Raw genomic sequence first — 7,151 nt, 5'->3', positions numbered from 1 at the left:
GTCTCCAGCTTGCGCTTCGTCTAGTAACTTTCTGAACATTTCTATTCCTGTTACTACTACTTTTCTGCTTTCTTCTTGTAATCCAACGATTTCTACTTCGTCTCCTACCTTAAGAATTCCTCTTTCAACTCTTCCTGTTGCAACTGTTCCTCTACCAGTGATTGTAAATACATCTTCTACTGGCATTAAGAATGGCTTATCTGTTGCTCTTTCTGGAGTTGGAATGTAGCTATCTACTGCATCCATTAACTCAAGAATTGGAGCGATTGCTTTTTCATCTGTTGGGTTTTCTAATGCTACTAAAGCTGAACCTTTAACTACAGGAATGTCGTCTCCTGGGAAGTTGTATTCTGATAATAATTCTCTAACTTCCATTTCAACTAGTTCTAATAATTCTTCATCATCTACCATATCTGCCTTGTTTAAGAAAACAACTATGTAGTCAACACCAACTCTTGATGCTAGAAGAATGTGTTCTCTTGTTTGAGGCATTGGACCATCTGCAGCTGAACAAACTAATATTGCTCCATCCATTTGTGCAGCACCTGTGATCATGTTCTTAACATAGTCAGCATGTCCTGGACAGTCAACGTGAGCATAATGTCTGTTTTCTGTTTGATATTCAACGTGAGAAGTATTGATTGTAATACCTCTTTCCTTTTCTTCTGGAGCTTTATCTATTGCAGCATAATCAAATGCTTCTGCAAATCCCTTTTTTGATAAAACAGTTGTGATTGCAGCTGTTAAAGTTGTCTTACCGTGGTCAACGTGACCGATTGTTCCAATGTTTACGTGTGGTTTACTTCTTTCGAATTTTTGCTTTGCCATTGTAAAATCCTCCTTTAATCTTTGTAATAAACTTTGCCTAGCGTTTTGTATCGTTTTGCTTAATATATTGAGCTTACTACAAAGATTTAAGTAATTTATAAATTACAACAATCATTATTAGTAAGCACTCAACTATACTGGAGCTCACGATCGGGATTGAACCGACGACCTCCGCCTTACCAAGGCGACGCTCTACCTACTGAGCTACGTGAGCATTTCCACATAATACTTTTATAGTTTAATATACCAATTATAAAGTTTACTATTGTTCAAAAAATTTGTCAATAAAAATTTAGTGACTTATTTTTCTGTATATAGACATTTTTCAAGCTTTCGCTTTACTCTTTGTAAAGCATTGTCTATAGACTTAGCTTGCCTATCTAAATCACATGCTATTTCTTGATATGATTTACCATCTAGATAGGATTGAAGCACTTCCATTTCTAAGTCTGATAAAACTTTAGCCATCTCACCTTCTATATGTTTTAGTTGCTCTTTTCCTATTAAAAGCTCTTCTGGGTCTGTTATTTTTAATTCTGATAAAACATCTATTAGTGTTCTATCAGATTCTTCTTCATATATGGGCTTATTTAAAGATATATATGTGTTTAAGGGAATATGTTTTTGTCTTGTTGCTGTCTTTATAGCCGTTATTATTTGTCTAGTAACACATAGCTCTGCAAAAGCCTTAAAGCTTGTTAATTTATCTGATTTAAAATCTCTTATAGCTTTGTATAATCCTATCATTCCTTCTTGATAAATATCTTCTTTATCTGCCCCAATAAGAAAGTATGATTTCGCTTTAGCTTTTACAAAGTTTTCATACTTAGATATTAAGTATTCTTGTGCTCTGCTATTTCCTCTTTTTGCTTCATCAACTACTTCTTCATCTAGCTTGTTCTGAAATTCCACAAACGGACTAGTATCTTTTTTGGTATTCTCCACCATATATCACCCCTTTAAGCCCTCTATTATGATAAATATATTAATTAAAATTATTAATCACTTCGTCTTATAGCTTCTAATTTTTTAAATATATCTTCATCAACATTATCTCCCAAATGATTTTTAGATAAAGACATATTTTTTTGTGCCTTTTTGTTAATTCTATTTTGAGTTTCTAAAACTTCATTATAGAACTCAAGAGCAGATATTCTTACTGCACCTCTTTGAAATATAGTTTGTTGTTCAAGCCAATCTGATGTAACAACATAAACTTCAAATCTTCTACCTAAGTTATGTACTTCTCTTTCTATATAAGAATCTGCTGTTTCACCATCTTTTGTAAAAACTATACTTATGTTTTTATTTATATCTTGCTTTTTTTCAATGCTCCTATTAACCTTATGAGCATCAAATACTATTATTATTTTGCATCCTTCATAAACTGAGTAGTTATGTAAACTGTCTATTAAACTCTGTCTTGCTCCATCAAAGCTATAGTCTTTTTGTTTCTTCAAATTAGGCCAGCTGTTTATTACGTTATATCCATCAACAAATATAATTTTCACATGTTACCTCTTTGATTTTGTTATTTTATTAGTCTTCCCTTTAATATTTCATACATCATTATACCACCTGCAACTGAAGCATTTAAAGAGTTAATTTTACCTATCATAGGAATTTTAACTAGTTTATCACATTTTTTCAAGGTAAGCTTAGATATTCCTCTTCCCTCGCTTCCTATAACTACTGCACATGGTCCATTAAAGTTAGCTTGATAACTATATTCTTCTCCATCTATATCTGCACCATAAATCCATAATCCTGCTTCTTTTAATTCATCTATTGCTGAATTTATATTAGTTACTTTTGCTATTTTCATATGTTCAATAGCTCCAACTGAGCATTTATAAACAGTAGAAGTTATTCCTACGTTTCTTCTTTTTGGTATTATTATTCCATGAACTCCACATAGCTCAGCTGTTCTTATTATAGATCCTAAGTTATGAGGATCTTCTATTTCATCTAGTATTACAACAAATGGATCTTCTTTCTTCTCTTTTGCTAAATTTAGTATATCTGCAATTTGGCAATATTTAAACGGAGTAACTAAAGCTACAACCCCTTGATGGTTTGTTCCATTAGTCATTATATCAAGTTTCTTTCTATCAACTTCTTTTAATACTAAACCTTTTTCTTTTGCTATATTTATTATAACTTTAATTGATCCTTCCATGTTACCATTAGCAATATAAAGACATTCTATTGTTCTATCACTTTTTAATACTTCCATAACAGCATTTCTACCGATAATTAGGTCTTCTCTCGCTTCTACTTCTACTGCATTATTAATATTTTCGCTTGAATAATCTTTTGCTTTTCTATTTTCTTTTACACCATACTTTTTGCCTTGTGATGAATTGTTTTCAAGCATTTGTCTTTCCATTCTAGCTTTCATTCTAGCTTCTCTATTTCCCTTTGTCATCTTAAATCACTCCTTATGTCTATTATATACTTTTCCTTAGTTATGATAACTGTAATTCTGTAGATTTTTCTAATATATTATATAGTCTTTCTTTATTTCCTGTTAAATATAAATATCCTACTAAAGCCTCAAATCCCGTAGCATTTCTATAGTCTATTACCTCTGCATTTTTAGGTATTGTTGCAGATTTTGTATTTCTTCCTCTTTTGTAAATATATAATTCATCTTCTGTTAAGTCATCCTCTATACTATGCATTATAGTTGATTGACTCTTAGCTTTAACATAACCTATTGCTTTTACATGTATTTTATGAGCTGATAATTCAGTATTGTTAGAAAGTATATAATTTCTTATATATATTTCATATACCCCATCACCTATCAGTGCTAACTGCAAAGGATTTAATCTCCTAGCTTCTTCTTTACTAAATTCTCTCACTCTTAAATCCTCTAACATATTTTTTCTCTCCTTTAAATAAAGGCTGCATTAATGCAGCCCTTTAACCTTAATTTACCTTTTTCCACCTTACTCCTTGAGGTGTGTCTTCTAAGATTATATTTCTAGCTTTTAAATCATCTCTAATTTTATCTGCTAATGCAAAATCCTTATTTTTTCTAGCCTGTTGTCTTTGCCCTATTAGATTTTCTATTTCTTCTTCTAAACTTCCTTTAGTGGAATTTTGAAGTATTCCTAATGGTTCCCCTAATTCTCTTATTAAGCTTAGCACACTTTCACAAAGCTCCTTTGATGAATCTATTGATACATTAGTATTTATATCTTTTATAAGATCAAAAATAGCTGTAATAGCATCAGCTGTATTAAAGTCATCATCCATTTTTTCTATATATCTTTGTCTATAAAAATCTAAAGATTCTAGATAAGCCTTTTCTTTATCACCCATAGACTCTTTTTTAACTTCATCCATTAAGTTTTCTAAATTAGAGATTGCATTATATAACCTTTCTGTTGATGACTTTGCAGATTCAAGAAGTTCATCGCTAAAGTTTAATTGTACTCTATAATGTCCTGATAACATTAAAAACCTTACTACATCAGCATCATATTGTTTTAGTATATCTCTTGCTGTTAAAAAGTTATTTAATGATTTTGACATTTTTTGATTATTTATATTTAAGAAAGCTCCATGTAACCAATATCTAGCGAATGTCTTTCCAGTTAAAGCCTCACTTTGTGCAATTTCATTTTCATGATGAGGGAAAGCTAAATCCATCCCACCAGCATGTATATCTATGGTATCTCCTAATATTTTCTTTGCCATACATGAGCATTCTATATGCCATCCTGGTCTTCCCATGCCCCATGGGCTTTCCCAAGCTGGTTCACCTGGCTTTTGAGCCTTCCATAATGCAAAATCCATAGGATCTTCTTTTCTTTCATCTACATTTATTCTTGCTCCAGCCTGTAGATCTTCTAAATTTTGACCAATTAACTTTCCATATCCTTGAAATTCCTTTGTTCTAAAATAAACATCTCCATCTACTTCATATGCATAGCCTTTTTCAATTAAGCCTTCTACAAACTCTATAATATCAATAATATATTCAGTCGCTCTTGGATTTACTGATGCTCTTTTTATATTTAACCCATCAGCATCTTTATAATATTCATCTATATATTTATCTCCAACATTACTAACTGTTGTACCCTCTTCATTTGCCTTTTTTATCATTTTGTCATCTATATCTGTAAAATTTTGAACAAATCTAACCTTATATCCTCTGTACTCTAAATATCTTCTTATAGTATCAAAGATTATGAAAGTTCTACCATTTCCTATATGAAAATAGTTATACACAGTAGGTCCACATACATACATCTTAACCTCGCCTGGTGTTAATGGTACAAATTCTTCTTTTTTTCTAGTTATGCTATTGTAAATCCTCATCTAATTACCTCCTATCTCACAGATAATTTATTTTTCTTAAACTCTTCTCTTACTCTATCTATAACTTCTTCAAATTTTATATTTTCCATATCTGATGATCTTAACTTAAATTCAACTTCTCCATCAACAATTTTCTTACCAACTGTTATTCTCATTGGTATTCCCATAAGATCTGAATCTTTAAATTTAACTCCTGCTCTTTCGTTTCTATCATCTAGTATCGCATCAAAACCTATAGCTTTTAACTCTTCATAGATATTGTTAGCAACTTTCATTTGTTCCTCATCTTTGATATTTACTGGAATAATATTAACATGGTACGGTGCTACAGATAAAGGCCATACTATTCCATTCTCATCATTATGTTGTTCAATTATTGATGCCATTGTTCTTGTTACCCCAATTCCATAACACCCCATCATAAATGGTTTTTCCTTACCACTTTCATCTATAAAATTAGCATTCATAGCTTCTGAATATTTTGTTCCTAGCTTAAATATATGACCAACTTCTGTTCCCCTTGATATAGTTACTTTACCACCACAAACTGGACAATTTTCACCTTCAGTTATATTTCTGTAATCTCCAACTACACCTTCAAAATCTCTTCCGTAATTTATACCTTCAATGTGGTATCCTGTTTCATTAGCTCCTACAATGAAATTGTACATATTAACAATTTCTTCATCAACTAATAAAGTATCTACTTTTATATTTATAGGACCAGCAAATCCGACTTGTGCATTAGTAGCCTTAAAGACTTCTTCTGGAGTAGCCATATTTAAATTTACTGCTCCACCTAAAGCATTTGAAACTTTAACTTCATTTACTTCTCTATCTCCTCTAACCATTACTGCTACTATTTTACCATCAGCATTATATATTAGAGTTTTTGCAAATTTCTTTTCTGTTGTATTAAAGAATTTAACAAGTTCTTCTATTGTTTTTACATTTGGAGTCTCAGTTTTTATTAATCCCTTTAATTCTTCTGCTTCAGCTCTTTCAACTGTTGATGGAGCCTTTTCTATATTTGCAGCATAATCACAAGCTGTACAGAATACAACATCGTCTTCTCCTACTTCTGATTTAACCATAAATTCTGCTGAGTTTGAACCTCCAATCGCACCTGAATCAGCTTCAACGCATTTTGCATCTATTCCACATCTATTAAATATTTTTATATATGCTTCGTGCATTTTATTATATGATAAATCTAATCCTTCTTGATTCTTGTCAAAGCTATATGCATCCTTCATTATGAATTCCCTTGATCTCATAATTCCAAATCTTGGTCTTCTTTCATCTCTATACTTAGTTTGTATTTGATAAAGATTTACTGGTAATTGTTTGTATGATTTAATCTCATTTCTTGCAATGTCAGTAAATACTTCTTCATGAGTTGGCCCAAGACAGAAATCTCTGTTATTTCTATCTTTAAGTCTGAACATTTCCTCTCCATAAACATCCCATCTTCCAGACTCTTGCCAAAGTTCTGCTGGTAATACTGCTGAAGCTAAAAATTCTTGTGCTCCTGCACTATTCATTTCCTCTCTTATTATATCTTCCACATTTTTTAAAACCTTTAATCCTAAAGGCATGTAATTATAAATACCTGACGCCATCTTTCTTATCATTCCAGCTCTTAGCATTAACTTATGACTATCTATCTCAGCTTCTGCTGGAACCTCTCTTAATGTTGATATTAACATATTGGACATTTTCATTTATGCTTCCTCCTATTATTGTTATTAATTCATATTTATTTTCTAATTCGTATTGAATATTATTTATTTTAAAATAATAAAAAAAGCCCACCCTAATTAATTAGGGCGAACTTATATCGCGGTACCACCTAAATTTGTTCTCTAAAATGATAACGGTATTAAACCGATAGTTTTTACCTACAACTCCAAAGCTGGTTCAAATCCTGTTGAAAATCTTACAGCCTATGAATTTTCTCTCTGATTGGCGGATTTTACTATTCTTCT

General features: G+C 31.4%; 7 protein-coding genes and 1 tRNA gene. All 8 read right to left on the bottom strand.

Going from position 1 to position 7,151, the window contains the following annotated elements; genetic code table 11:
* Positions 1–828: elongation factor Tu (locus ACYUEX_RS18350; protein ID WP_460289428.1), on the bottom strand; the 828-nt coding region annotated here is incomplete at its 3' end.
* 138 nt (positions 829–966) lie between these two features.
* Positions 967–1,042, bottom strand: a tRNA-Thr gene (locus ACYUEX_RS18345).
* 86 nt (positions 1,043–1,128) lie between these two features.
* A complete protein-coding gene (gene sigH / locus ACYUEX_RS18340) occupies positions 1,129–1,776 on the bottom strand; it encodes an RNA polymerase sporulation sigma factor SigH (RefSeq protein ID WP_411169516.1) in 648 nt (215 codons plus the stop codon).
* 50 nt (positions 1,777–1,826) lie between these two features.
* A complete protein-coding gene (locus ACYUEX_RS18335) occupies positions 1,827–2,339 on the bottom strand; it encodes an NYN domain-containing protein (RefSeq protein ID WP_411169515.1) in 513 nt (170 codons plus the stop codon).
* A gap of 20 nt (positions 2,340–2,359) precedes the next feature.
* Positions 2,360–3,256 (bottom strand): 23S rRNA (guanosine(2251)-2'-O)-methyltransferase RlmB, encoded by an 897-nt coding sequence (gene rlmB / locus ACYUEX_RS18330; protein WP_460289427.1) that lies wholly within the window; start codon positions 3,254–3,256, stop codon positions 2,360–2,362.
* Positions 3,257–3,296: 40 nt separating this feature from the next.
* Positions 3,297–3,713 (bottom strand): Mini-ribonuclease 3, encoded by a 417-nt coding sequence (locus ACYUEX_RS18325; protein WP_460289426.1) that lies wholly within the window; start codon positions 3,711–3,713, stop codon positions 3,297–3,299.
* A gap of 49 nt (positions 3,714–3,762) precedes the next feature.
* Positions 3,763–5,163, bottom strand: a complete 1,401-nt coding sequence (gene cysS, locus ACYUEX_RS18320; protein WP_460289425.1) for a cysteine--tRNA ligase — start codon at positions 5,161–5,163, stop codon at positions 3,763–3,765.
* Between the two features lie 11 nt (positions 5,164–5,174).
* Positions 5,175–6,887: a proline--tRNA ligase gene (locus ACYUEX_RS18315; RefSeq protein WP_460289424.1), complete on the bottom strand. Its 1,713-nt coding sequence runs from the start codon at positions 6,885–6,887 to the stop codon at positions 5,175–5,177.
* Between the last annotated feature and the right edge of the window lie 264 nt (positions 6,888–7,151).

The sequence above is a fragment of the Clostridium sp. CTA-7 genome, assembly GCF_054768095.1.
The sequence above is the reverse complement of the archived record's forward strand: the minus strand, read 5'-3'. Positions and strand labels throughout refer to the sequence as shown.

What these genes read in the sequence shown, in the direction of transcription:
- ACYUEX_RS18325 (WP_460289426.1), bottom strand. Translation starts at nt 3,713, where the DNA reads ATGTTAGAGGATTTAAGAGTGAGAGAATTTAGTAAAGAAGAAGCTAGG.
- sigH (WP_411169516.1), bottom strand. Translation starts at nt 1,776, where the DNA reads ATGGTGGAGAATACCAAAAAAGATACTAGTCCGTTTGTGGAATTTCAG.
- ACYUEX_RS18315 (WP_460289424.1), bottom strand. Translation starts at nt 6,887, where the DNA reads ATGAAAATGTCCAATATGTTAATATCAACATTAAGAGAGGTTCCAGCA.
- cysS (WP_460289425.1), bottom strand. Translation starts at nt 5,163, where the DNA reads ATGAGGATTTACAATAGCATAACTAGAAAAAAAGAAGAATTTGTACCA.
- rlmB (WP_460289427.1), bottom strand. Translation starts at nt 3,256, where the DNA reads ATGACAAAGGGAAATAGAGAAGCTAGAATGAAAGCTAGAATGGAAAGA.